We start from the raw sequence: 22,811 nt of genomic DNA on the forward strand, positions 1-22,811 counted from the left end.
AGTGAATGAACACCGCGCCGCTCATGCCCAAGGCCACGGCCGTCTGGCTCGTCGAGAACACCTCGCTGACCTTCGACCAGATCGCCAATTTCTGCAAACTGCATCCGCTGGAGGTCAAGGGCATCGCCGACGGCGAGGTGGCGAGCGGCATCAAGGGACATGATCCGATCACCTCGGGCCAGCTGACGCGCGAGGAGATCGCCGCCTGCGAGAAGAATTCGAGCCGCCAGCTGCAGCTTGCGCAGTCGAAGGTGCGCCTGCCCGAGGCGCCGCGCAAGCGCGGGGCGCGCTATACGCCGCTGTCGCGCCGTCAGGACCGCCCCAACGCGATTCTCTGGCTGATCCGCAACCATCCCGAGCTCAAGGACGCGCAGATCATGCGCCTCGCCGGCACCACCAAGACCACGCTGCAGGCGATCCGCAACCGCACCCACTGGAACTCCGCTGCGCTTACCCCGGCCGATCCGGTGACGCTGGGCCTGTGCTCGCAGATCGACCTTGATTTCGAGGTCAACCGCGCGGCCAAGGACAGGCCGCATCACGTCGAGGAGCCGCACGCCGACGCCCTGCTTCCGGCCGAGGCGACGACGCGCCGCTACGACGAGCCGCGCACCGAGGCGGACGTGTTCGGCGCGCCCTCCCCCAAGGCGCCCGAGGAGGACGACGTCGACGTCGATTCGGTGTTCGCGAGCCTCAAGGACCTGAAGACGCGCGAGTGAGGCTCACGGTTGGCGCGCCGACCGTTCGCGGCCGGCGCGAATCGCGCCCTGAAGCAATTACTTAAAATTGTCTATTTATCGTATTGGTTGAAAACACTCGCGCCCGCGTGCGCAGGCTGCTACAATAACCTGCGAATCAGGCCGCATCGCTCCGTCCGGCGCGGAGACGCGCGGACGCAAGGCGGGAGCGGCGGCATGAAACGCAGGTTCGGGCGCGCGACGGGACGGCGCGAGGCGCGGGGGACGCGCTTTTCCGGTCGCGCGACGGCGATTCGCGCGTCGGCGCTCGTCGTCTCGCTTGCCGCCGGGGGCGGCGCGTTCGCAGCCGATCTCGGCTATGCGCCCTATTCTCCCCCGCCCGCGCCCTCGAGGGCCGACGCGGCCGCGGCGGCCTACCAGCTCGACCCGCGCTGCGTCGTCGCGCCGATGCCCCAGGCCGACCTCGTCGGCGACACGGCGCGCTTCCGCGCGACCGCCGTCTGTCAGTCGCGCGGACTCTACGCCGACACCGTGATCTTTTCCGGGCCGCCAGTGACGTATGGCGGCTACGCTTACGGCTATGCGCGCTGAGCGCGGCGCCCCGCGTGACAATCACGAAGAATTTGTGAACGCGTATGACATATTTGGGTCAATCGGCGCCGTCTCGAGGCTGTAGGCTCACGGCGCGAAGTTCTCGATGCCTTCGCAACTTCGGACGGTCCGCCCTCCCGTAAGGTTCAGGCGGGTCCATGTCTGGCCGGCCGTTCCGCATGTCGGAACGGCCGTCCCTCTCCGGCCCTCCTTAATTTACGAACGACGCGATCTGCGCCTCAAGCCCGTCGACGCGACGCGCAGCCTGTCCCGTCTATGAATAGCGCGGCCCGCGCTTCGCCTGCGCCAGCGCGCCCGACAGTTGCGCCGCGAAATCCTCCTTCTCCCGCCGGCCGAGGAAGGATGCGACCTCGAGGCTGCGCCCGCGCGAGACGAGGCGCACGCGCTCGACGCCGAATTCCTCATGCGTTTCGCGCTCGAGCCGCACGAAGGCCGGATTGAAACGCCATTCGTCCCGCAGCCCTCGCGCGCTCACCTTGGCGACGACGAGATCGAAGAAGGTCACGATATAGTCCTCGAACGCCCGCGCCTGCGCGAAACTGGCGCGGAAGGCGAAATAGAACAGCGCGACGTCAAGGCCACAGAAGCCGAGCACCGGCCAGGCGCCGAGCATGACGAAGGGCGCGCTCAGGGCGACGTTGGCGAGGCCGAAGGCGACGAGAAGCACGCGGAAGCCGGCGGGCGGCAGCGATCGGTGAGGATGGAGGCGCGCGTGGAACAGTTCGGCGTCGCCGGCGCAGGAGCGCGTTTCCGCCGGCCCGGGCGGCCCCGATTCCTCGGTCGGCATAAAACCTCCTTCTTTCCAGAGGAGCATGAAACTATAACGCGCGAATGGCGAAAACATCCAGCTCCGCCGGCGCGTCCGCCCGCCCGCCGCGGGCGCGAAAGAGCCGCGCCGAAACGGGCGAGGCGGCGCGGATAGAGGCGATCTTCGCGCGGCTCGCCGCCGCGCTGCCGCAGCCGCGCACCGAGCTCGAATATCGCAACCCTTTCACCCTGCTGGTCGCCGTCGCCCTTTCCGCGCAGGCGACCGACGTCAGCGTGAACAAGGCGACCAAGGCGGTGTTCGCGCTCGCCGACACGCCGCGGAAGATGGTCGATCTCGGCGAGGACCGGCTGCGCGACATGATCAGGACGATCGGCCTCTACCGCGGCAAGGCGAAGAACGTGATCGCCATGTCGCGCCTCCTGATCGAGCGTTTCGGCGGCGAGGTCCCGCGCGAGCGCGAGGCGCTCGAGAGCCTGCCCGGCGTCGGCCGCAAGACGGCCAATGTGGTGATGAACGTCGCCTTCGACGCGCCGCTGATCGCCGTCGACACCCATATCCTCCGCGTGTCGAACCGCATGCCGATCGCGCCTGGCAAGACGCCGCTCACCGTCGAGCTCGGCCTCGAGCGCGTGACGCCGGAGCGCTACAGGCTCAACGCCCATCACTGGCTCATTCTGCACGGGCGCTATGTGTGCAAGGCGCGCCGGCCGGAGTGCTGGCGCTGCGTCGTCGAGGACCTTTGCCGGTTTCCGGCGAAGACGACGGCCGGCTCTCCGAACGGCGCGGCGGCGTAGGGCTCAGAACGGAGCCGCGGGCGGAACGACGCCGCGCGCCTTGTTGCGGGCGGCGTCGGCGCCGAGCTCGCGGCGCAGCGCGTCGAGCTCGTCCTTCGAGCGCGGCTTGGGGCTCTCCCGGTCGGGACCCCAGGGCGGCCGGTAGTCGAGGCTGTCGTCGTCCGGGCGCGCCTGGCGCACGAAGTCCTTGGCCTCCGGCACGTCCGGCCAGAGCTTGGTGTTCATCAGCGTGTCGAGCGGCGAGCCCGTCGGATTGTGCTTGCGCGCGGGCGCGTCCGACGACGCGGGCGCCGCGTCCTGCGCGGCGAGCGGGCCGATGCAGGCGAACGCCAGAAGCAGCGCGAGCGGCGCCGCCGCGGCGCGCGGGGCTCTGGGAAGCGCTCTCAGTCGCATAGGGCTCAAACCTCATCCTTCGCGCGTAGGCGCTCTATGCCTTAGGGCGGATCACGTCACAACGCTGTTTTCCGCCGTCTCAAAACCATTATGATGGACGAGGCCTTTAAGAAAGCGGCGCCGTCGAGCGCCCCGTGGCCTCGAGCCCGCGTCGCCGCCTTGGCGAAAAAATGGTCCCGCGAAGGAACCGCCCGGAGGAAACCGATGAGTCCGACAGGATCCCGCCGCATGCCGGAGGCCGCCCAGCTCAACAAGGCCAAGGTCGCGGCGCGCAAGAAGAGGGCGCAGGCCTCGGCCAAGACGAAGCGCGGGGCGAAGGCCGACGCCGCGCCGCGCGAGGAGGCCGCCAAGGAGGCCGGCGCCAACGGCGCCGGGTCCGCAGGCCGCGAGGCGCAGGCGGCTCCGCCGGCGCAGGCGCTCGGACTGCCGCAGGGCTTTCCCGTCAACCTCTCCTCGATCTCCGTTCCGCCGGCCTTCGCCAATCCGCTCGGCGCGGTTCTGGGCCCCCTCGCCCAGACGGGAAAGAGCGCCCCCAAGATCGATTTCGAGAAGCTCGTCTACAACATGGCCCGCCTCGTCGAGCAGGGCGGCAAGGCGGTCGCGGCGACGCTGAAGCCGGCGGAGAACGGCGAGGGGAAGAGCGATTTCTCGAACGAGATCGCCAACGCCGCCAAGGCGATCGGCAAGGTCGCCGAGCTCTGGCTGAGCGATCCCAAGAAGACGGCGGAGGCGCAGTCGGCGCTGGTCATGGGCTTCTTCGGCCTGATGGCCAACACCATGCGCCGCATCGCCGCCGAGGGGGCCGAGCCGATGGTTCCGCTCGACCCGGCCGACAAGCGCTTCGCCGCGCCCGAATGGCGCGAGAGCCCGTTCTTCGATTTCCTGCGCCAGGCGCACGCGATCACCGTGACGTGGGCGAACGGCCTGATCGACAAATCGCTCGAGCTCGCCCCGCACGAGCGCGAAAAGGCCAAATTCTATTTCCGCCAGGTTTCGAGCGCGCTGTCGCCGGCGAACTTCTTCGCCACCAATCCGGAGGTGCTGAAGGAGACGCTGGCCTCGAACGGCGAGAATCTGGTGCGCGGCGCCTCGCTGCTGGCGAGCGACCTTGCGGCCGGCAACGGCCGCCTGAAGATCACCCGCTACGACGCCTCGAAATTCGAGCTCGGCGTCAACATCGCCAACACGCCCGGCAAGGTCGTCTTCCGCAACGACCTCATCGAGCTCATCCAGTACGCGCCGACGACGGAGACGGTCTACAAGCGCCCGCTCCTCATCATCCCGCCGTGGATCAACAAGTTCTACATCTTCGACCTCGGCCCGGAAAAAAGCTTCGTGCGCTACCTCGTCGCGCAGGGGTTCACCGTGTTCATGGTCTCCTGGGTCAATCCCGACGCGCGCCACCGCGAGAAGGGATTCGAGGACTACATGCGCGAGGGAATCATGGGCGCGCTCGAGGCGATCGAGCAGGCGACCGGCGAGCGCAGGATCACGGCCATGGGCTATTGCATCGGCGGCACGCTGCTGGCGATGACCCTCGCCTATATGGCGCAGACCGGCGACGACCGGATCGAGACCGCCTCGTTCTTCACCACCCAGACGGACTTCAGCGAGGCGGGCGACCTCAAGCTGTTCGTCGACGAGGATCAGCTCGCCGAGCTCAAGGAGAGGATGGCGGCGACGGGCTACCTCGAATCCTCGTCGATGGCGAACTCGTTCAACATGCTGCGGCCGGACGACCTGATCTGGTCCTTCGTCGTCAACAACTACATGAAGGGCAAGCCGCCGCTCGCCTTCGACCTCCTTGCGTGGAACGCCGACGCGACGCGCATGACGGCCGCCAACCACATGGCCTATCTGCGCGACTGCTACCTCGAGAACAAGTTCGCGCGCGGCGACGCGACGTTCGGCGGGCGCAAGCTGAACCTCGCCGACATCAAGATCCCCGTCTATCACCTCGCCGCCAGGGAGGACCACATCGCCCCGGCGCGCTCGGTGTTCAAGGGCGCCAAGCTGTTCGGCGGCGAGGTGCGCTACGTGCTCTCCGGCTCCGGCCATATCGCCGGGGTCATCAATCCGGCTGGCAAGCCGAAATATCAGTACTGGCTTGGCGAGCGGCCGCAGGGCGACTTCGACGCATGGACGAAGGCGGCCGTCGAGCACAAGGGCAGCTGGTGGCCCGACTGGGTCGCCTGGGCCTCGGCGCAGGCGCCCGAAAAGGTTCCCGCACGCGTTCCGGGCGAACGCGGCGCCGCGCCGCTTTGCGACGCGCCCGGCGAATATGTGAGAGTGCGCTACGGCTGACGCGAACAGGCCCCGCGCGCGCGGGGCCGCCTCTTTCGGACCTTCAGGGAATGACGCGAAGCTTTTCGAGACAGACCTTCCGCTTCGCCCCCTCCTCGAACGGCTACCTCCATCTCGGCCACGCCTATTCCGCGACGCTCAACCACGAGCTGGCGAAAGCTTGCGGCGGGCGGATGCTGCTGCGCATAGAGGACATCGACGTCGAGCGCTGCCGGCCGGAGTTCGAACAGGCGATCTACGACGACCTCGGCTGGCTCGGCCTTTCGTGGGAGACGCCGGTCCGGCGCCAGTCCGAGCATTTTGGCGATTACGCCGGCGCGCTCGAGCGGCTGGTCCGGCAGGGCCTCGCCTATCCCTGCTTCTGCTCGCGCGGAGAGGTGATGGCCGCCGTCGCCAGCAAGCCCGACTGGCCGCGCGACCCTGACGGCTCGCCGCTCTATCCTGGCCTGTGCCGGCGCCTGTCGCCGGTCGAGCGCGCGCGCCGCGTCGCGCAAGGGCGCGCGCCGGCCCTGCGGCTCGACGTCAAGGCCGCCCTCGCCCGAGTCGCGTCGGAAGGCGCGCCGCTCGATTGGCTCGAGAAAGGCGTCGGCGACGCGACGCGCCGGATCGCCGCGACGCCGGCGATCTGGGGCGACGCGGTGATCGCGCGGCGCGACATCAGGACGAGCTACCACATCGCCGTCGTCGCCGACGACGCGCTGCAGGGCGTCACCGACGTCGTGCGCGGCGAGGATCTGTTCATGGCCACGCATCTGCACCGGCTGCTGCAGGCCCTGCTCGACCTGCCGACGCCGGCGTGGCGTCATCACCGCCTGCTGCGCGACGCGTCCGGCCAGAAGCTGTCGAAGAGCCTGCGCGCCAAGTCCTTGCGCGCCTGGCGCCAGGAGGGGATGTCGCCGGAGGCGGCGCGCCGGCGCCTCGCCGTCGAAGCGCTCGCGCCGCCATGAAGCGCGCCTCGCCGCCATCTCGCCCATATGCGGGCGCATGGTCGCGCCGACGTCGACGCGGCTCGGTTGACGCGGCTCGCCGAATGCGCCTAGCTGCCGCCTGCGGAATCCTGTCCCTTCATCGCGGACACAGCCTCTTCCCTCCGGTTCGAACCCGTCAAGGAGCGCATATGACAGCTCTTCGCGTCAAGGCCAGGCCCGTCCTCCGCAGCCGCGCGTTCGGCGCGGCGCTGGCGGCGGGCGCGGCGCTCGCCGCGCTCCCGTGCCTCGCCGAGCAGCCGGCCGCGCCGAAGGCCGAGGCCGGCAAGCCCAGGGGCGCGGCCCCCGCGAAGTCCGAGATGACTTTCGACATCATCCGCAAGGGCGACAAGATCGGCGTCAACGTCGTCGGCGTCGAGCGCAAGGGCGATATGGTCACCGTCAAGAACAAGACGGACATCTCCGTCAAGGTTCTGGGCTTCGAGGCCTACCGCTTCGCCCACGCGAGCAGCGAGACATGGAAGGGCGAGCAGCTCGTCGCGTTCTCGTCGCAGACCGACGACAACGGCAAGAAGCACGCGGTCAAGGTCGAGCCGGGCCCGGGCCCGGACAAGCTCACGCTGACCGTCGACGGCAAGAAGTCGGAGGAGGCGAAATCGCTGACGCCGGCGACGCTGTGGAGCCGGGCGCTGCTGTCGCGCACGGACCTGTTCGAGCCGGCCGACGGAACGCTCATGACCGTCGCGGTCAAGGACCTCGGCGACGAGAAGATCACCGTCGCCGGCGTCGAGCGCCACGCGCGCCACTACCAGCTTGCGGCCAAGCCGCCGGCCGATTTCGATCGCGACCTCTGGTTCGACGGCGACGAGCTCTTGCGCCTGAAGCTCGTCGGCTCGGACAAGTCGGTGATCGTCTCCGACCTCGTGAAGTGATTTTTCGCGCGCGGAGCGGAGCGCCCGCGGCGGAAGCCGCGGACGTCCGCTGAAGCGGCTTACGGACGTTTGCCTTCGGCGACCACCCGGTCGCTCGCCCGCTCGGCGGCCGGCGCCTGCGTCAGCAGCGCGTCGATGCGGTCGCGCTCGCGGCGGAAATTGGCGAGCATGCGTCCGTCGAACTCGCGCGTGCGGGCGAGCTTGACCTTCATCGGGTCGACGAAATGGCCGTTGACCAGCACCTCGTAATGAAGGTGCGGCCCGGTCGCAAGGCCAGTCTGGCCGAGATAGCCGATCACCTGCCCCTGGCGCACGCGCGCGCCGGTGACCGCGCCGCGGGCGAAGCCGGACATGTGGTTGTAGGTCGTCACATAGCCGTTGGCGTGCTCGATCTCGATGCGCCGCCCGTAGCCCGAATCCCAGCCGGCGCTGATGATCGTCCCGTTGCCGGCGGCGACGATGGGCGTGCCGATCGGCGCCGCCCAGTCGACGCCGGTGTGCGGGCGCGCGTAGCCGAGAATGGGATGGAAGCGGTTGCCGAAGCCGGAGGTGAACTTGGCGTTGGCGATCGGCGTGCGCACGAGGAACTTCCGCGTCGAGCGGCCGTCGGGGTCGTAGAAGTCGACGACGCCGTCGTCGGGCGTCTGGAAGCGGTAGTAGCGATAGGTCTCGCCGCGCGCCGTGATCGTCGCGTACAGAAGCTGGCCGCGCCCCTCGCCCTCCTCGCCTTCGTCGTAGAAGGCCTCGAACGAGTCGCCCGGAGCGACGGCGCTCTGAAAATCGACGTCGTTGGCGAACACGCGCACGAGGTCGTCGATGATCGGGCGGGGAATCTCCTGCTTCAGCGCGGTCTCGTAGAGCGAATCGTAAAGCCGCATGCCGTCGTCGTCGTCCGCCGCGCGGCGGCGCGCGGTCGGATGGGAAGGCGCCATGACGCGCACATAGTCGCCGGCGTCGTCGATGGCCACGGCGCTCTCGAGCGTCTCGTCCTGATAGACCGAGAGGCGGGCGAGCGTCTTTCCCTCGCCCGAGCCGTCGGGGTCGGCGAACAGCAGCTTCACGCGCCTTCCCTCGGGCGCCGGCGACTCGCCGGGCCGAAGGCGGAAGCCGGCGATCAGCGCGGCGATCGTCGGCTTGGCGACGCCGGCCGCGCGCAGCACGTCCTCGAGCGTTTCGCCGCGGCGCACGACGACGAGCCGCTCCTCCGGCGCCGACCCGGACGCCTGCGGCGAGCGCGCGACATTGGTGACGTTCTCCGGCACCATGCGCACTTCGATCGCCGAGAAGGGCGTCGTCTTGATCTCCTCGGCCGGGTTGGCGTAGGCGAGCGCGCCCGGCAGATTGGCGCGCGCCGTGCGCATCAGCAGGAGCTGCGGCGGCAGGGCGATCTGGCGCGAGCCGGCGGAGGCGCTGTTCTTGACGTGCTCGGCGACCTGGGCGCGCGCCTCCTCCTCGCTCAACGCATGCGCGGAGAGGCTTCCCGGGACGACGTCGCGCGTGGCGAAGGAGACCTCCGCATCGTCCTGCGCCGGCTCGGGCGCGACGTCGATCGGGTTGCGCGCGTCGGCGAGGACCTTCAGCGCGTCGAAGGCGGGCACCTCGTCGGAGAAACCCGCGCCGCTGGTCAAAAGCGTCGTCTCGACGCGGGTGAAGGCGTGGTTGCGCAGCGTCTCCTTGTCGCCCACCTTGACGGCGGTCTGGGCGCGGAACGTCTGCTTCGCGGCGACGATGTCGACCGATTTGACAAGCCGATCGGCCTTCTGCTGGTTCACGCCGTAGTCGAGGGCGATCTCTTTTCGCGGCGCGAATGTGGCTGGCTCGGGGAAGAAGGAGTCGCCGCCGAGCGAGGCGTAGATCGCCGCGCCGATCAGCGCCGCGCCGCCGACGCCGGTGAGGATCGTGCCCGTGAACCAGCGCGTCGACACGCGCCGGCGCTCGATCGCCGAGTGGCGCCGCCCGTCGGCCTCGATCGGCGGCTCGAAGCCGAGGTCGACGCCGCCCTGGAAGCGGCCGAGCCAGAGGCCGGGAACGAAGGGCTGGCTGCGCAGGGGCGCCTGCATCGTCATCCGCGCCGGCCCGCTCTTGCGCGCGCGCGGAAATACGTCGCTCTGGCTGGACCGGGGCTCGCGGCGTTCGGGTCGGCTGGTTCGGTCATCTGTCGGCCTGCATCCCTCCGCGCCATCCCCCGGCCGTTAGAGCCGCCGGCGCCGTCCGCGTCAAGGATGGCGGGCCGCCGCCGGGGAGCGAAAGCGCGGCGCGGACAGGAAGGCGGCCGCGGGATCGCGGCCGATGAACGGACTCTGACAAAGCCCCGCGAACGTGGCTCAAATGGGGCGCGCGGACGTCGACGCCGCCTCGCCGCTCGCGTTGACATCCGCGCGCGCGGCGCCTATAGGATGACGAAAGCGCGGCTGACCTTCGGCCGCGCTTTTCGTTGCTCGGCCTCCAGCCGGAGCGGCGCGGGTCCGCCGGCCTCGCACGAGGCGACGGCCCGACCGGATGCGACAACTGCAAAAAGACGGCCGCGGGCGCGCGACGATGGCGCGCCCTTGGAGCCGGATCGAACACATCAGGGAAAAACGATGTTCGCAGTCATCAAAACCGGCGGCAAGCAATATAGCGTTTCCGCCGACGACGTCATCACGGTGATGTCCCTCCCGGGCGAGCCGGGCGAGGCCGTAGCCTTCGAGGAAATCCTCATGCTCTCGGGCGAGGGCGGAGCGACTGTCGGCGCGCCCTTCGTCGACGGCGCGCGCGTGTCGGGCGAAATCGTCGAGCAGAAGCGCGGCCCCAAGGTCATCGCCTTCAAGAAGCGGCGGCGCCAGAACTCGAAGCGCAAGCGCGGCCACCGGCAGGATCTGACGGTGGTGAGGATCACCGCCGTCGCCGCGCCCTGACGACGCATTCGGGTCTTGACGGGCGCGCCCGCAGGACCGCTGATCGGCGTTGAAGTGGCAAAGGTCTTGCTTGGGATGGCGCCGAAATCGACCGTTCCCGCAGGGCGCAGTTCAGACATTCGCGGCGGCCTGCGTCAGCGCACGCCCCGCCACCAGGATTTGGAGCCAGATTCATGGCGCATAAGAAAGCAGGCGGCTCGTCCCGCAACGGCCGCGACTCCAAGGGCCGTCGTCTCGGCGTGAAGAAGTTCGGCGGCGAGGCCGTGCGCGGCGGCGCCATAATCGTGCGCCAACGCGGCACTAAATTTCATCCGGGCGCCAACGTCGGCGTCGGCAAGGACCACACGCTGTTCGCTCTCGTCGACGGCGCGGTCAAGTTCCTCGCCAAGTCCAACGGCCGCTCCTATGTATCGGTCGTTACGGCGCAAGCCGAAGCTGCTGAATAGGCGGAAGCTGCTCGAAGCCTCCGCCCAGCTCTTAAAGAGAACCCGGGCGGCAGGCTGAACACGCTCCTCGACTTCCCCGCATCGTCGCGGGGCGAGGAGCCGCCCGGATCAAGGCGGAACGCCGCGAGGCGGCGTTCCTTCAGACTTTGCTCCGGAGCCGTCATGTTTCCCGACCTGACCAGCGACGACATCTTCCGCCTCGAAACGAAGCGCCTGTGGCTGCGCTGGCCGCGGGCGAGCGACGCCGCCGCCGTCAGGAGCTTCGCCAGCCTCGCCGAAACGGCGCAGATGACGGCCGAGGTGCCGCATCCCTATCCGCCGGGAGAGGCGGAGCGCTTCGTCTTCCGCGCGCGGGCGCAGAACGCCGACGGCAAGGCGATGATCCTGGTCGTCACGCAGAAGGGCGACGGCCGCCCGGTGATCGGCCTCTCCAGCGCCACGCTCTCCGCCGCCGGCGGCATCGAGCTCGGCTTCATGATCGCGCCCTCCGCCTGGGCGAAGGGCTACGCCACCGAGGCGGCCGGCGCCCATGTCGAGGCGCTGTTCGCGCTCACCCGCGCCGACCGCATCCGCGCCAACGCGCGGGTGAACAATCCGGCCTCGCGCCGCGTGCTCGAGAAATGCGGCTTCGTCTATGTCGGCTCGGGGCTCGACTTCCTGCCCGCGCGCGGCGGGCTGCATCCGTGCGACCGCTTCCAGCTGACGCGCAAGGCGTGGAGCGCGCGGCGCACGGCGCCGCGGCTGCCGGCGATGGCGCATCAGGCTCCGGATCTGGCGCTCGCCCATGCGGTCGCCATGACGTCGCCGGCCGCCGAGGCGTGAGGCGCCGCGCCGCGGGCGCCGCCTTTTCATGAGGCGCCCGCGGCGGCGCCACGGCCGCGACGGGCTTGCCGTCCGCCGCGGCCAGCCTTAGAGCGAAAGCCGACCGGACTGAAACGGGGTTCGACGCCTTCAGTCCTCACGACGTCCGGCAAGCCCGCGGCTCGCGGGCCCTGCTCTCACCACGGCGAGCCATGAAATTTCTCGACGCCGCCAAGGTCTACATTCGCTCCGGCGACGGCGGCGCCGGCTGCCTGTCGTTCCGGCGCGAGAAGTTCATCGAGTTCGGCGGCCCCGACGGCGGCGACGGCGGACGCGGCGGCGACGTCGTCGCGCGCTGCGTCGGCGGGCTCAACACGCTGATCGACTACCGCTACCAGCAACATTTCAAGGCCAGGACCGGCGGCCACGGCATGGGCAAGAACCGCGCCGGCGGGCGCGGCGCCGACGCCGTGCTCGACGTGCCGGTCGGCACGCAGATCTTCGAGGAGGACGGCGAGACGCTGGTCGCCGACCTGACGCAGGAAGGCCAGAGCGTCGTCCTCGCGCGCGGCGGCAACGGCGGCTTCGGCAACGCCCATTTCAAGACCGCGACCAACCAGGCCCCGCGCCGCGTCAACCCCGGCCAGGAGGGTGAGGAGCGCACCCTCTGGCTGCGCCTCAAGCTGATCGCCGACGCCGGGCTCGTCGGCCTGCCCAACGCCGGCAAGTCGACCTTCCTATCCGCCGTCAGCGCGGCGCGGCCGAAGATCGGCGACTATCCCTTCACCACGCTGCACCCCCAGCTCGGCGTCGTCGCGGCGCGCGGCCGCGAATTCGTCCTCGCCGACATCCCCGGCCTGATCGAGGGCGCGCATGAAGGCGTCGGCCTCGGCGACAGGTTCCTCGGCCATGTCGAGCGCTGCCGCGTGCTGCTCCATCTCGTCGGCGCCGACTGCGAGCACGCCGGCAAGGCCTACAAGACCGTGCGCCGCGAGCTTGAGGCCTATGGCGCGGGCCTTTGCGAAAAGCCCGAGATCGTGGCGCTGTCTAAGATCGACGCGGTCGATGCCGAGACGCTGAAGCAGCAGGCGGCGCGGCTGCGCCGGGCCGCCGGACGGACGCCGCTGAGGCTCTCGGCCGCGACGCGCCACGGCGTCGAGGCGGCGCTCGACGCCGTGCTCGCCGGGATCGACGCGGCGAAGGCGGACGAGCCGCAGGTGGCGCAGGACGCGCCCTGGACCCCGTGAATTTTTTGCGAATCAGCTCATGACCGCGTCAGCCGCCTCCGCTCCGCCTCCCGCCTCCGTCCCTGCGCTCGAAGGGTTCCGCCGCGTCGTCGTGAAGGTCGGCTCCTCGCTGCTCGTCGACCGCGCGCAGGGATGCGTGAAGGCGCAGTGGCTCGCCTCGCTCGTCGAGGACCTCGCGGCGCTGCATCGGCGCGGCGCCGACGTGCTCGTCGTCTCCTCGGGCGCCGTGGCGCTCGGGCGCACCGTTCTGGGGCTTCCCGACGGCGCCCTGAAGCTGGAGGACAGCCAGGCCGCCGCCGCCGTCGGCCAGATCGCCCTCGCCCGCATCTGGGCCGAGACGCTCGCGGGGTCGTCGCTCACCGCCGGGCAGATCCTCGTCACCTTCGCCGACACCGAGCAGCGCCGGCGCTATCTCAACGCGCGGGCGACCATCGCCCGCCTCCTCGACCTGCGCGCCGTGCCGGTCATCAACGAGAACGACACGGTGGCGACGTCCGAGCTGCGCTACGGCGACAACGACCGCCTCGCCGCCCGCGTCGCGACCATGGCCAGCGCCGACCTCCTGATCCTGCTCTCCGACGTGCCGGGCCTCTACGACGCCCCGCCCGCCGACAATCCGGGCGCGCGGCTGATCCCGGTCGTGCCGCGGGTGACCGCCGAGATCGAGGCGATGGCCGGCGGCGCCGCCTCGCATCTGTCGCGCGGCGGCATGCGCACCAAGATCGAGGCGGGCAAGATCGCGACGACCGGCGGCGCCCATATGGTGATCGCCGACGGGCGGATCGACCATCCGGTCGCCCGCGTCGCCGCCGGCGGCCCCTGCACCTGGTTCCTCACCGGCTCGAGCCCGGTCACGTCGCGCAAGAAATGGATCGCCGGCTCGCTCGAGCCGCGCGGCGCGCTGCATCTCGACGCCGGCGCCGAGCGGGCGATCCTCGCCGGCGCGAGCCTGCTGCCGGCCGGCGTCACCCGGATCGAGGGCGATTTCACGCGAGGCGATTGCTTGATCATGCGCAATGAGCAGGGCGGCGAGATCGGCCGCGGCCTCGCCGGCTTCGACGCCGGCGACGCGGCGCGGATCCTTGGGCGCAGCTCGCAGGACGTCGAGGCGATCCTCGGCGGTCCGCAACGCGCGGCGCTGATCCACCGCGACGACATGGCGCTGGCGGGAGAAGGGCGGGGCTGACGCGCGACGCCTTTCGTCCGGCGCGCATTGCGCCTGCGCCCGCTTTTTCCTAAGTCTCTTGCGCATGCGGGATAGGCCCGAGACGAACGGAATCTGAGACGATGAACGCGCTGGAGCTGGTTCAACCCGCCGACGACGTCGCCGCGCTGATGAGCGAGCTCGGCCGGAACGCGCGCGCCGCCGGGCGGACGCTGGCGCTCGCCTCGCCCGAAACGAAGACCCGCGCGCTCCTCGCCGCCGCCGCCGCCGTCCGCGCCCGCGCGGGCGAGATCGTCGAGGCCAATGCGCAGGACTACGCCGCGGCGCAGGCGCGCGGCGTCGCCGGCTCGTTCCTCGACCGGCTGAGCCTCGACGCCAGGCGCATCGAGGCGATGGCGCGGGGCGTCGAGGAGGTCGCCGCCCTGCCCGATCCGGTCGGCCACGTTCTCGCCCGCTTCGAGCGGCCAAACGGCCTCGCCATCGAGCGCGTGTCGGTCCCGCTCGGCGTCGTCGGCATCATCTACGAGAGCCGCCCGGCGGTCACCGCCGACGCCGGCGCGCTCTGCCTCAAGGCCGGGAACGCCGCCATCCTGCGCGGCGGCTCGGAAAGCTGGCGCTCGAGCGCGCTCATCCACGCCTGCCTCGTCGAGGGGCTGCGCGCCGCGGGCCTCCCCGAGGCCTCGATCTCGCGCGTTCCGACCACCGACCGCGCCGCCGTCGGCCTGATGCTGTCGGGCCTTGGCGGGACGATCGACGTGATCGTGCCACGCGGCGGCAAGAGCCTCGTCGCCCGCGTCGAGGCCGAGGCGCGCGTGCCGGTCTTCGCCCATCTCGAAGGCCTTGTGCATGTCTATGTCGACCGCGACGCCGACCTCGACAAGGCGAAGGGGATCGTCCTCAACGCCAAGATGCGCCGCACCGGCGTGTGCGGAGCGGCCGAAACCCTGCTCGTCGACCGCGCCTGCGCGCAAACGCATCTGCGGCCGCTTCTCGACGCCCTCGTCGCGGCGGGCTGCGAGATCCGCGGCGACGAGGCGGTCCAGGCGGCCGATCCGCGCGTGAAGCCTGCGGGCGAAGAAGACTGGCGCACCGAATATCTCGACGCGATCCTGAGCGTGAAGCTCGTCGACGGGCTGGAGGCGGCGATCGCCCATATCGAGGCCTATGGCTCCCATCACACCGATTGCGTGGTGACGGAGAACGCGGCGGCCGCCGCGCGCTTCCTGAACGAGGTCGATTCGGCGATCGTGATGCACAACGCCTCGACGCAGTTCGCCGACGGCGGCGAATTCGGATTCGGCGCCGAGATCGGCATCGCCACGGGGCGCATGCACGCGCGCGGGCCGGTCGGCGTCGAGCAGCTCACGACGTTCAAGTACAAGGTGCTTGGCGACGGGCAGACCCGTCCGTGACGCCAGGGCCGGCGCTGCGCCGGACGCTGCCGCCGCATGGCCGGGGACTGCGCGTCGGGCTCCTTGGCGGCAGCTTCAACCCGCCGCACGAGGGCCATATCCTCGCCGCGCTGGTCGCGCTGAAGCGGCTGCGCCTCGACGCCGTCTGGCTGCTCGTCAGCCCCGGCAATCCGCTCAAGGACCGGCGCGAGCTCGCCCCGCTCGATGAGCGGATGGACGCGGCGCGCAAGCTCGCCGCCCATCCGCGCCTGCATGTCAGCGCGATCGAGGCCGCGCTCGGCGCCTCCTACACGGTCGATCTCGTCGCCTATCTGCGCCACCGCTGCCCCGAAACGCGCTTCGTCTGGATCATGGGCGCCGACAACCTCACCTCCTTTCACCGCTGGCGACGCTGGCGCGACATCGCCCGCCTCGTCCCGATCGCCGTCGTCGACCGGCCGGGATCGACCCTGAACATGGCGGGAACGCGCGCCGGCGCCTTCCTCGCGCCCTATCGCGTCGACGAGAGACGGGCCATCCGCCTGCCCTTCATGAAGCCGCCGTCGGCGGTTTTTTTGCATCATCGCCGATGCCGGCAGGCTTCGAGCGCATTGCGCGCGAAGCGCGAGCCGGCGCCCCCGCCCACGTTTCACGCGAACCTCGCGAAAGCCACAGTCGTCTAGATAATGGTCCCGCGGAGGCGCCGCCCTCGCGACGGGTCAGCGAACAGGTCGAATATGAGTCTGCCCAACATCGCCCCCGGCGCGCGCATGCGCGGCCCCGCCGCCGGCGTCACCTATATCTTCACCCACGCCTCCGAGAATCTCAGCGTCGCGGAATTCGACGTCGAGCTCGAGCCGGGGGCCTGCGACGGCTGGAAGCCGCGCCACTTCCATCCCAACGCCTGCGAGGAAATCATCGTCAAGCGCGGCAGGCTCGACGTGCGGCTGCGCGGCGAACGGCGCGAGCTCGGCGAGGGCGAAAGCCTCATCGTGCCGCCCGGCGTCCCCCACGGCGTGCGCAACGCCCATCATGAGACGACTCTGTTCACCGCGCGCCACCGTCCGGGCGGCCAGTTCCTGCGCTTCCTCGTCACCCGATCGCTCATCGCCGCCGAAAACGCGAAGCGCAGCGCCGACGGCCTGCCGCTGCTGCCGCGCGCGCTCATCCTCAACGCCTATCCCGGCCTCGACTACGCGGCGGGAATTCCCATCTGGGCGCAGAAGCCCTATTTCGCGGCGCTCGCCGCGATCGCCCGCCGCAGGGGCTATAGCCTGCCGGTCGCGCCGCGCCAGATCGTCAAGCGCGGCGGCCTCACCGGCGTCATCCGCCGCTAGAGCGGACCGGTCCGCAGCGCTTCGCGCAGCCGGACGCGCTCCTCCTCGCCTTCGGGAATGGCTAGCCGCAGCCAGCGCGGCTTTTGCGCGAAGCGGCGCGTCCATATCCCCGCCCGCGCGAGCCGCTCGAAGATTTCCTCCGCGTTCCGCGCCTCGACGAGCCGGAACAGCGGCGCGCGTCCCGCGGCCGCGAGCCCCGCTTCGGCGAGCAGGGCGTCCAGCGCCGCCGCCGCGCCGGCGAGCCGCCTCCCCGTCGCGGCGAGCCAGTCCGCGTCCCCGTAAGCCTGCCGCGCGATGTCGAGCGCCGGCCCGGCGACAGGCCACGGCCCGAGCGCCGCGCGCAGCCGCGCCGCGAGCTCCGCGCCGCACAGCGCGAAGCCGAGCCGCAGCCCAGGCAGGCCATAGGCCTTGCCGAAGGAGCGCAGGACGACGGCCCCCGCCGGCGGCATGAGCGGGGCGAGGCTCGCGTCGCGCCCGCCGAAATCGGCGAAGGCCTCGTCGACGATCAGCGTCGCTCCCTTTCGTGCGAGGCGCGCGGCGAGCGCCGCCAGCCGCTGCGGGTCGACCATGCGCCCGTCGGGGTTGTTGGGATTGACGACGACCGCCGCGTCGAAATCTTCGAGCTCGTCGATCCTCGCCGCCGTCTCGACCTCGGCTCCCGCCCGCGCGAAGGCGAGCGCATGCTCGGCGTAGGAGAAGCCGAGGACCGCCGCGCGCCGCGCCCGCAGGAGGCGCGGCAGCCATGAGATCAGCGCCTGCGTGCCCGCCCCCGCCACGACCGCGACGGACGCCGGCGCGCCGAAGGCGGCGCGCGCGGCCGCTTCAAGCTCCGCGAGCGCCTGCGGCTCGGGCAGCCGCGTCAGCGCCTCGGCCGGCGGGGCGCGGAACGGATAGGCGTAGGGGTTGACGCCGGTCGAAAGGTCGAGCCAAGGCTGCGACGCGGCGGGAAAAGCGCGCCGCGCGAGGGCGAGGTCGCCGCCATGGGCGGCAGGCTCGTCGGCGCGTCCCGCCCCGGTCTGAGGCTCCAGCATGACCCTCGCCCTTTCCGCCGCCTGCGGCGCGCTCGAACCCATCCTCGGCTATCCCGACGCGCTGTTTCGCGCCGTCGGCCATCCGGTGAGCTGGATCGGCCGCCTGATCGGCTTTCTCGACGAAAAACTCAATCGCGAAAACCATTCCTTCGTCCGCCGCAGGCTCATGGGCTGCGCGGCGACGGCGCTGGTCCTCGCCGCGGCCGCGGTCGCCGGCGCAGTCGTCGAGCGCGTCTTAGCCCTCGCTCCGGCGCCTTTCGGCTTTCTCCTTTCGGCTGCGGCGGGCTCGACGCTCGTCGCGCAAAAGAGCCTGTTCGACCATGTGCGGACGGTCGGGGCCGCGCTCGAAAGCGGCGGGATCGAGGCCGGGCGGGAGGCCGTGGCGCGGCTCGTCGGGCGCGACGTCAGCGCGCTGGAGGCGGCCGGCGTGCGCCGCGCGGCGATCGAGAGCCTCGCCGAAAATTTCTCCGACGGAATCGTCGCGCCGCTCCTGTGGATCGCCGCCTTCGGCCTGCCCGGCGGCCTCGTCTACAAGGCGCTCAACACCGCCGACAGCATGGTCGGCCACCGCTCGGCGCGCCATGAGGCGTTCGGCTTCGCCGCGGCGCGGCTCGACGACCTCGCCAACCTCCTGCCCGCGCGCTGGGCGGCGCTGTGCGTCATCGTCGCCGCCGCGTTCACGTCCAGCGCCGAGGCGCGCGCCGGCGCGAGGATCGTCCGTCGCGACCATGGCGCCCATGACTCGCCCAACTCCGGCTGGCCGGAGGCCGCCTTCGCCGGCGCGCTGGGGCTGAAGTTCGGCGGCCCGCGCCGCTACGGCAAGCGCCTTGTCGAAGGACATTTCATCGGCGACGGGCGCGCCGACGCGACGCCGCAGGATCTTTCTCGCGCGCTCGCGCTTTATCGGCGCGCCTGCCTCGTCAACTGGGCGGCGCTCGCGTTCGGCGCGCTCGCCTTCATCCTGTGGCGAGGCTGAGGAGCCGGTCGAGGTCGAGATGGGCCTCGAGATGGGCGGCGACCGCGTCGAGCGCATCTTCGAGCGCCTGCGCATAGGAGCGCCCCGCCCCCTCGCCGCCGAGCCGGCGCAACAGGCTCGCGCGCTGCTCGGGAGCGGCGAACAGCCCGTGCGCGTAGCAGCCGCGCGCGCGCCCGTCGGCCGAGACCGCGCCGTCGCGCCGCCCGCCCGCGAGGATGAGCATGGGCCGCTCGATCCCGGGGCCGAAGGTTCGCCCGACATGCATCTCATAGCCCTGGAAGGGCGCGCCGTCCTCGGCGCTTTCCCCCTCGACAGGGGAGAGCAGCTTGTCGCCGCAAAGCTCGGTCTCGACGTCGAGCAGCCCGAGCCCGGCCGCCTCGCCGGGCGGTCCCTCGACGCCGTCGGGATCGCGCACCACGCGCCCGAGCATCTGATAGCCGCCGCAAAGGCCGAGAACCTCGCCGCCGCGGCGCAGATGGGCGAAGAGATCGACGTCCCACCCCTGCGCGCGAAAGGCGGAAAGGTCGGCGAGCGTGGTCTTCGAGCCCGGCAGCAGCACGAGCCGCGCCGCGGCGGGGATGACCTCGCCCGGCCTGACCAGCCCGACCTCGAGGTCGGGCTCAAGGCGCAGCGGATCGAGGTCGTCGAAGTTGGAGATTCCCGGCAGCAGCGGGACGGCGACGAGGATTTTTCCCCCCGATTTTTGGCTCGCCGCTCCAAGCCCGAAAGAATCTTCGGCCGGCAGCGCGGCGGCGGCCGGGCAATGCGGCACGAGGCCCAGCGCCGGCCAGCCCGAGCGCGCCTCGGTGAGCTTCATCCCCTCCTCAAACAGGCTCGGGTCGCCGCGAAAACGGTTGACGATGAAGCCCTTGATCCGCGCCGCGTCGGCTTCGTCGAGCACCGCCCTGGTCCCGACGATCTGGGCGATGACGCCGCCGCGGTCGATGTCGCCGACGAGGACGACCGGAACGTCCGCGGCCTGTGAAAAACCCATGTTGGCGATGTCGTCGCGGCGCAGGTTGACCTCGGCCGCCGAGCCCGCCCCCTCGACCAGCACGAGGTCGGCCTTCGCGCGCAGCCGGGCGAAGCTTTCGAGCGTCAGGCCGAGAAGCTTCGGCTTCAGCGCCTGATAGTCGCGCGCCGAGGCCGTGGCGAGGACGCGGCCCTGCGCGACGACCTGCGCGCCGTTTCCCGCCTGCGGCTTGAGCAGGACGGGGTTCATGTCGACGTCGGGCGGCAGGCCGCAGGCCAGCGCCTGCAGCGCCTGCGCCCGGCCGATCTCGCCGCCGTCCGGCGTCGCCGCGGCGTTGTTCGACATGTTCTGCGGCTTGAACGGCGCGACGCGAAGGCCGCGCCGCCTGTAGGCGCGGCACAGGCCCGCGACGATCAGGCTCTTGCCGACGTCCGAGCCCGTGCCCTGAAACATCAGGGCCCTGGCTCTCAAAACTCGATGCCCGGCTGCGCCCTGACTCCGGCGGCGAAATGATGCTTGACGAGGGTCATCTCGGTCACGAGGTCGGCCGCCTCGATCAGCTCGGGCTTGGCGTTGCGGCCGGTGACGACGACGGTGAGGTCCTCGCGCCGCCCGCGCAGGGCGTCCAGCACGCGTTCGAGCGGCAGGTGGTCGTAGCGCAGCGCGATGTTGAGCTCGTCGAGCACGAGGAGCTTGAGGTCGGGCGCCTCCATCAGCTCGCGCGCCTTGGCGAAGGCGGCCTCCGCCGCCGCGACGTCGCGGGCGCGGTCCTGCGTCTCCCAGGTGAAGCCCTGCCCCAGCGCGTGAAGTTCGCAGAGGTCCGAAAAGCGCCGCAGCGCCGCCCGCTCGCCGCTCTCCCACTGGCCCTTGCCGAACTGCACGACGGCGCAGCGCCAGCCGTGGCCGAGCGCGCGCAGGAGGAGCCCGAAGGCGGCGCTGGACTTGCCCTTGCCCGTTCCGGTGTGGACCATCAGCAGGCCCTTGCCCTCGACGGTCTTGCCGGCGAGCTTGCGCGCCTGCGCCTCCTTGCGCGTCGCCATCTTGGCGCGATGGCGCTCGGCGTCCTGCGTCACGGTCATGGCTGCCTCCCGCGGACGGCTGCGCGCCCGCAAATGTGATCGCGCTTCCCTGCTTCTAGAGGGTTAGTCTGGGGAACGGAACCGGTGCGGAAGCGCCTCCGCCGCCGCCAATCAGGAGCCTGCGATGCGACGCTTCCTTCTTCTCGTCCTTCTTGCGTCCGTATGCGCCGGGCTGGCGCGCGCCGACGGCGCGGGAAACCCCGCCCCCGCCTCCTCCGACTCCGGGGAATATTACGACAAGGACGGAAACCCGACTTACAAGATCGGCGCGGACGGCACGGTCGACTGGTTCACCTTCATCGGCTACCGCATGTATGGCGCGAACTGCCTGCAATGCCACGGCCCCGACGCGCTCGGCTCGAGCTACGCGCCCTCGCTCGTCGATTCGCTGAAGTCGCTGACGACGCAGCAGGTGCAGTCCACCATCATCAACGGCAAGCGCGACGTGACGGCCTCGCAGGAGCTGGTCATGCCGAGCTTCGGCGAAAACAAGAACGTGATGTGCTACCTCGAGCCGATCTACGTCTATCTGCGCGCCCGCTCGGACGGCGCGCTCGGGCGCGAGCGGCCGGTGAAGCACGAGCCGAAGCCCGACGGCTGGGAGAAGAAGGTCGATTCCTGCTTCGGATGAGGCGCCGGCGGACGATTTGCGCTTCGCCTCCCCCGCGTCTAGAGTCCCTCCCACGGCCCCTCCCCGAGGGTTAATAGGGAATGCGGGACGCGCCCCCGAAAAGGGCGCGCAAGCCGCAGCCGCCCCCGCGACTGTGAGCGGGTAGCCGCGCGCCGATGCGCCACTGGGGCGAGCCCCGGGAAGGCGGCGGGCGGCGCCGATCCGCGAGCCAGGAAACCTGCCGCGCCTGATCGAATCGCCGCCGGCGGGGCGCTCCGGCTGCGATCCGCGCCGTTCAGGCGCGGGGCGCCCGCGCGCCTTCTCGAGCCGCCCGCCGCGTTCAGAAGGGCCGGCCCTTGACCAGAGACACGCCCGCAAACTCGCCTGCCGCCGCCTTTCCTGCGCGCCTTTCGCGCATCCCGGCGACGATCGTCACCGGCTTCCTCGGCGCCGGCAAGACGACGCTGATCCGCCATATCCTCGCCAATTCCGGGCGCCGCCTCGCCCTCGTCATCAATGAGTTCGGCGACGTCGGCGTCGACGCCGAGATCCTGCGCGGCTGCGGCGACGAGGCCTGCGACGAGACGCGCCTCATCGAGCTCGCCAACGGCTGCATCTGCTGCACCGTCGCCGACGACTTCCTGCCCGCGATCGAGAAGCTGCTCGCGCTCGATCCGCCGCCCGAGCACATCGTCATCGAGACCTCCGGGCTCGCGCTGCCGAAGCCCCTCGTCAAGGCGTTCGACTGGCCGCAGATCAGGGCGCGGCTCACGGTCGACGGCGTCGTGGCGGTGGTCGACGCCGCCGCCGCCGCGGATGGGCGCTTCGCCGACGATCCCGAAAAGCTCGCCGCCCAGCGCGCGGCCGACCCGTCGATCGAGCACGACAATCCGATCGAGGAGGTGTTCGAGGACCAGCTCGCCTGCGCCGACCTCATCGTCCTCAACAAGACCGACCTGCTCGACGAGGGCGCGCGCGAGCGGGTCGCAGCCGACGTCCGCGCGGCGGGCGGGCGCGCGACGCCGGTCGTTTTCACCCGCGACGGCGAGATCGCCGCCGACGTGCTTCTGGGGCTTTCCGCCGCCGCCGAGGACGACCTCGAAAACCGCCCCTCCCATCACGACGCCGAGGGCGAGCACGACCACGACGATTTCACGAGCTTCGTCGTGAGCGTTCCGGCGGTCGACGATCCGGCCGGTTTCCTCGCGCGCCTCAGGGAGGTCGCCGCCGCTCACGACATATTGCGCGTAAAAGGCTTCGTCGAGGCGCGCGGCAAGCCGATGCGCCTGCTCGTGCAGGGCGTCGGCGCGCGCTTCCAGCACGCCTTCGACCGCCCCTGGGCGCCGGGCGAGCCGCGCCGGGGCGCCCTCGTCGTGATCGGCGAGAAGGGCCTCGACGCGACGGCGGTCAGGGCCGCGCTGGAGCGTTAG

At 70.9% G+C, this 22,811-nt stretch carries 23 protein-coding genes and 1 riboswitch; of the genes, 17 read left to right on the plus strand and 6 right to left on the minus strand.

Features of this window, described 5'->3' with window-relative positions:
• Positions 1 to 5: 5 nt before the first annotated feature.
• Together ACE3OG_RS07715 and ACE3OG_RS07720 are read left to right on the plus strand one after the other, a co-directional pair.
• Positions 6 to 719, plus strand: a complete 714-nt coding sequence (locus ACE3OG_RS07715; protein WP_374307307.1) for a DUF1013 domain-containing protein — start codon at positions 6 to 8, stop codon at positions 717 to 719.
• 195 nt (positions 720 to 914) lie between these two features.
• Positions 915 to 1,289: a hypothetical protein gene (locus tag ACE3OG_RS07720; protein WP_374307310.1), complete on the plus strand. Its 375-nt coding sequence runs from the start codon at positions 915 to 917 to the stop codon at positions 1,287 to 1,289.
• Positions 1,290 to 1,563: 274 nt separating this feature from the next.
• On the opposite strand, the gene ACE3OG_RS07725 is transcribed toward ACE3OG_RS07720, so the two are convergent.
• Positions 1,564 to 2,097 carry a DUF2244 domain-containing protein gene (locus ACE3OG_RS07725; protein WP_374307312.1) on the minus strand — a complete coding sequence of 178 codons (534 nt, stop codon included), beginning with the start codon at positions 2,095 to 2,097 and terminating at the stop codon, positions 1,564 to 1,566.
• A 44-nt stretch (positions 2,098 to 2,141) separates the two neighbouring features.
• On the opposite strand from ACE3OG_RS07725, the gene nth reads away from it, so the two are divergent.
• On the plus strand, positions 2,142 to 2,873 hold the full coding sequence (nth, locus tag ACE3OG_RS07730; protein ID WP_374307314.1) for an endonuclease III: 732 nt from the start codon (positions 2,142 to 2,144) through the stop codon (positions 2,871 to 2,873).
• Positions 2,874 to 2,876: 3 nt separating this feature from the next.
• On the opposite strand, the gene ACE3OG_RS07735 is transcribed toward nth, so the two are convergent.
• Positions 2,877 to 3,266 carry a hypothetical protein gene (locus ACE3OG_RS07735; RefSeq protein ID WP_374307317.1) on the minus strand — a complete coding sequence of 130 codons (390 nt, stop codon included), beginning with the start codon at positions 3,264 to 3,266 and terminating at the stop codon, positions 2,877 to 2,879.
• A 228-nt stretch (positions 3,267 to 3,494) separates the two neighbouring features.
• Here ACE3OG_RS07735 and ACE3OG_RS07740 point away from each other — a divergent pair, with 228 nt between their 5' ends.
• The 3 genes from ACE3OG_RS07740 (at position 3,495) to ACE3OG_RS07750 (ending at position 7,428) form a co-directional block, all read left to right on the plus strand.
• The gene (locus tag ACE3OG_RS07740) at positions 3,495 to 5,570 is read left to right on the plus strand and encodes a PHA/PHB synthase family protein (RefSeq protein ID WP_374307319.1); all 2,076 of its coding nucleotides are present in this window, start codon (positions 3,495 to 3,497) and stop codon (positions 5,568 to 5,570) included.
• A 50-nt stretch (positions 5,571 to 5,620) separates the two neighbouring features.
• Positions 5,621 to 6,517, plus strand: a complete 897-nt coding sequence (gluQRS, locus tag ACE3OG_RS07745) for a tRNA glutamyl-Q(34) synthetase GluQRS (RefSeq protein ID WP_374307321.1) — start codon at positions 5,621 to 5,623, stop codon at positions 6,515 to 6,517.
• 170 nt (positions 6,518 to 6,687) lie between these two features.
• Complete coding sequence (locus tag ACE3OG_RS07750) at positions 6,688 to 7,428, plus strand: DUF6134 family protein (RefSeq protein ID WP_374307323.1); 741 nt, start codon at positions 6,688 to 6,690, stop codon at positions 7,426 to 7,428.
• 59 nt (positions 7,429 to 7,487) lie between these two features.
• On the opposite strand, the gene ACE3OG_RS07755 is transcribed toward ACE3OG_RS07750, so the two are convergent.
• A complete protein-coding gene (locus tag ACE3OG_RS07755; protein WP_374307325.1) occupies positions 7,488 to 9,488 on the minus strand; it encodes a M23 family metallopeptidase in 2,001 nt (666 codons plus the stop codon).
• A gap of 522 nt (positions 9,489 to 10,010) precedes the next feature.
• Between ACE3OG_RS07755 and rplU the strand changes: the two genes are divergently transcribed.
• From rplU to ACE3OG_RS07795, 8 genes are all read left to right on the plus strand, one after another.
• Complete coding sequence (gene rplU / locus ACE3OG_RS07760) at positions 10,011 to 10,325, plus strand: 50S ribosomal protein L21 (RefSeq protein ID WP_374307327.1); 315 nt, start codon at positions 10,011 to 10,013, stop codon at positions 10,323 to 10,325.
• 173 nt (positions 10,326 to 10,498) lie between these two features.
• A complete protein-coding gene (rpmA, locus tag ACE3OG_RS07765) occupies positions 10,499 to 10,771 on the plus strand; it encodes a 50S ribosomal protein L27 (protein ID WP_374307329.1) in 273 nt (90 codons plus the stop codon).
• A gap of 162 nt (positions 10,772 to 10,933) precedes the next feature.
• Complete coding sequence (locus ACE3OG_RS07770) at positions 10,934 to 11,593, plus strand: GNAT family N-acetyltransferase (RefSeq protein WP_374307331.1); 660 nt, start codon at positions 10,934 to 10,936, stop codon at positions 11,591 to 11,593.
• Positions 11,594 to 11,784: 191 nt separating this feature from the next.
• Positions 11,785 to 12,819, plus strand: a complete 1,035-nt coding sequence (obgE, locus tag ACE3OG_RS07775) for a GTPase ObgE (RefSeq protein ID WP_374307333.1) — start codon at positions 11,785 to 11,787, stop codon at positions 12,817 to 12,819.
• A gap of 19 nt (positions 12,820 to 12,838) precedes the next feature.
• Positions 12,839 to 14,005, plus strand: a complete 1,167-nt coding sequence (gene proB / locus ACE3OG_RS07780; protein WP_374307335.1) for a glutamate 5-kinase — start codon at positions 12,839 to 12,841, stop codon at positions 14,003 to 14,005.
• 101 nt (positions 14,006 to 14,106) lie between these two features.
• Positions 14,107 to 15,396, plus strand: a complete 1,290-nt coding sequence (locus tag ACE3OG_RS07785; protein WP_374307337.1) for a glutamate-5-semialdehyde dehydrogenase — start codon at positions 14,107 to 14,109, stop codon at positions 15,394 to 15,396.
• Positions 15,393 to 16,058 carry a nicotinate-nucleotide adenylyltransferase gene (locus ACE3OG_RS07790; protein WP_374307339.1) on the plus strand — a complete coding sequence of 222 codons (666 nt, stop codon included), beginning with the start codon at positions 15,393 to 15,395 and terminating at the stop codon, positions 16,056 to 16,058. Before ACE3OG_RS07785 ends, ACE3OG_RS07790 begins: the two co-directional genes overlap by 4 nt.
• 54 nt (positions 16,059 to 16,112) lie before the next feature.
• A complete protein-coding gene (locus ACE3OG_RS07795; RefSeq protein WP_374307341.1) occupies positions 16,113 to 16,712 on the plus strand; it encodes a cupin domain-containing protein in 600 nt (199 codons plus the stop codon).
• On the opposite strand, the gene cobD is transcribed toward ACE3OG_RS07795, so the two are convergent.
• Entirely contained in the window at positions 16,709 to 17,743 is a 1,035-nt protein-coding gene (gene cobD, locus ACE3OG_RS07800) for a threonine-phosphate decarboxylase CobD (RefSeq protein WP_374307343.1), read from the minus strand. The two genes, ACE3OG_RS07795 and cobD, sit on opposite strands and share 4 nt — an antisense overlap.
• Between cobD and cbiB the strand changes: the two genes are divergently transcribed.
• Positions 17,742 to 18,719, plus strand: a complete 978-nt coding sequence (cbiB, locus tag ACE3OG_RS07805) for an adenosylcobinamide-phosphate synthase CbiB (protein ID WP_374307345.1) — start codon at positions 17,742 to 17,744, stop codon at positions 18,717 to 18,719. The genes cobD and cbiB overlap by 2 nt on opposite strands.
• Here the strand turns inward: cbiB and ACE3OG_RS07810 are convergent.
• Together ACE3OG_RS07810 and cobO are read right to left on the minus strand one after the other, a co-directional pair.
• On the minus strand, positions 18,700 to 20,145 hold the full coding sequence (locus ACE3OG_RS07810; RefSeq protein WP_374307539.1) for a cobyric acid synthase: 1,446 nt from the start codon (positions 20,143 to 20,145) through the stop codon (positions 18,700 to 18,702). The genes cbiB and ACE3OG_RS07810 overlap by 20 nt on opposite strands.
• Before the next feature lie 14 nt (positions 20,146 to 20,159).
• The gene (gene cobO, locus ACE3OG_RS07815) at positions 20,160 to 20,771 is read right to left on the minus strand and encodes a cob(I)yrinic acid a,c-diamide adenosyltransferase (protein WP_374307348.1); all 612 of its coding nucleotides are present in this window, start codon (positions 20,769 to 20,771) and stop codon (positions 20,160 to 20,162) included.
• A gap of 124 nt (positions 20,772 to 20,895) precedes the next feature.
• On the opposite strand from cobO, the gene ACE3OG_RS07820 reads away from it, so the two are divergent.
• On the plus strand, positions 20,896 to 21,402 hold the full coding sequence (locus ACE3OG_RS07820) for a c-type cytochrome, methanol metabolism-related (protein WP_374307350.1): 507 nt from the start codon (positions 20,896 to 20,898) through the stop codon (positions 21,400 to 21,402).
• 36 nt (positions 21,403 to 21,438) lie between these two features.
• Positions 21,439 to 21,642, plus strand: a riboswitch (cobalamin riboswitch).
• Positions 21,643 to 21,737: 95 nt separating this feature from the next.
• Positions 21,738 to 22,811 carry a cobalamin biosynthesis protein CobW gene (cobW, locus tag ACE3OG_RS07825; RefSeq protein ID WP_374307352.1) on the plus strand — a complete coding sequence of 358 codons (1,074 nt, stop codon included), beginning with the start codon at positions 21,738 to 21,740 and terminating at the stop codon, positions 22,809 to 22,811.

The organism is Methylocella sp. (genome assembly GCF_041905455.1).
Taxonomy (GTDB): domain Bacteria; phylum Pseudomonadota; class Alphaproteobacteria; order Rhizobiales; family Beijerinckiaceae; genus Methylocapsa.